This window comes from Sphaerochaeta sp. S2 (assembly GCF_016406725.1).
Classification (GTDB): domain Bacteria; phylum Spirochaetota; class Spirochaetia; order Sphaerochaetales; family Sphaerochaetaceae; genus Sphaerochaeta.
The window spans coordinates 1-1175 of the sequence record NZ_JAEKNT010000405.1; the positions used below are offsets into that span (position 1 = coordinate 1).

1 protein-coding gene is annotated in these 1175 nt (G+C 51.4%); it reads right to left on the minus strand.

Annotated features, from left to right (window positions below; all coding sequences use genetic code 11):
- A partial coding sequence (locus JF818_RS11885) for a [Fe-Fe] hydrogenase large subunit C-terminal domain-containing protein (RefSeq protein ID WP_198892218.1) occupies positions 1 to 1084 on the minus strand: 1084 nt, incomplete at its 3' end.
- Between the last annotated feature and the right edge of the window lie 91 nt (positions 1085 to 1175).

Consider the following 1175-nt stretch of genomic DNA (forward strand, 5'->3'; position numbering starts at 1 on the left):
TTGCAGTACAGGGCATGACCGAGACCACCCGTATGTTCCTTGGGTCTATTCCAGCTTGCTCAGCGTAATATGTCTTGGCAATGGAGCCGAACATCTGTTGTGGCGACTTGCAGGATGAGAGATGATCGAGTTGCTCAGGATAGAAGGTTTCAATGAATTTTATCCATCCAGGAGAACAGCTGGTGATCATGGGGAGCGTACCCCCATTGGTCATGCGGTGTATCAATTCATGAGACTCTTCCATGATGGTAAGATCGGCACTGAACTGGGTATCAAATACCCGGTCAAAGCCGAGAGCCCTCAGAGCACTGACCATCTTCCCGGTCACCAGGGAACCTTCACCCAGGCCCATTGCCTCTCCCAGCCCTACCCGAATAGCCGGGGCGGTCTGCACCAACACTACAAGGTTTGGATCAGCGATCGCATCGAACACTGCCTGCTCATGACTCTTCTCAGTGATTGCACCGGTTGGACAGACAAGGGAGCACTGCCCGCAGTTTGTACAGACTGAAGAAGCCAGTCCTTCATCAAAGAAGGTTGATACGGTCGTACGGAGTCCCCTCCCCATCATCTCAATTGCATGCACTTCTTGTACCTTTGCACATACCTCGACACAACGATTGCAGAGAATACAGGCATTGGGGTCACGTACAATTGCGGAGGAAGAAGAGTCAATCGGAAGTATCGATTTTTTCGTCCTCTCGAATCGTGACTCTCTCACTCCCAGTTGCAGGGCAAGGGACTGCAACTCGCAGTTGAGGTTTCTCTCACAATTGGTACAAAGCAAAGGATGGTTTGCAAGCAACAACTCAAGATTCAGCTTCCTTGCACGCATAACACGGTCGGTGTGGGTATGGATGACCATATCCTGCTGGACGGTATGGAGGCATGAGCGGACCAAACGCCTGAATCCCTCAATTTCGACCACACAGATGCCGCAAGACCCGTGTGCAGAGACATCCTCCAGATAGCAGAGTGAAGGAACCTTGATTCCTGCAACTTTGCATGCATCCAGGATTCTAGTCCCCTCTGGGACCGTGACTGTTTTTCCGTCAACGGAGAGTGTGATCATCTTCCTATCCATAGAGCACCTCCTGTTCACACTTGACATCGCACCTGAGACATCTTCCTGCCTCCATTCTTGCCTGACGACCGGTGTATCCCTTGTTCACCTC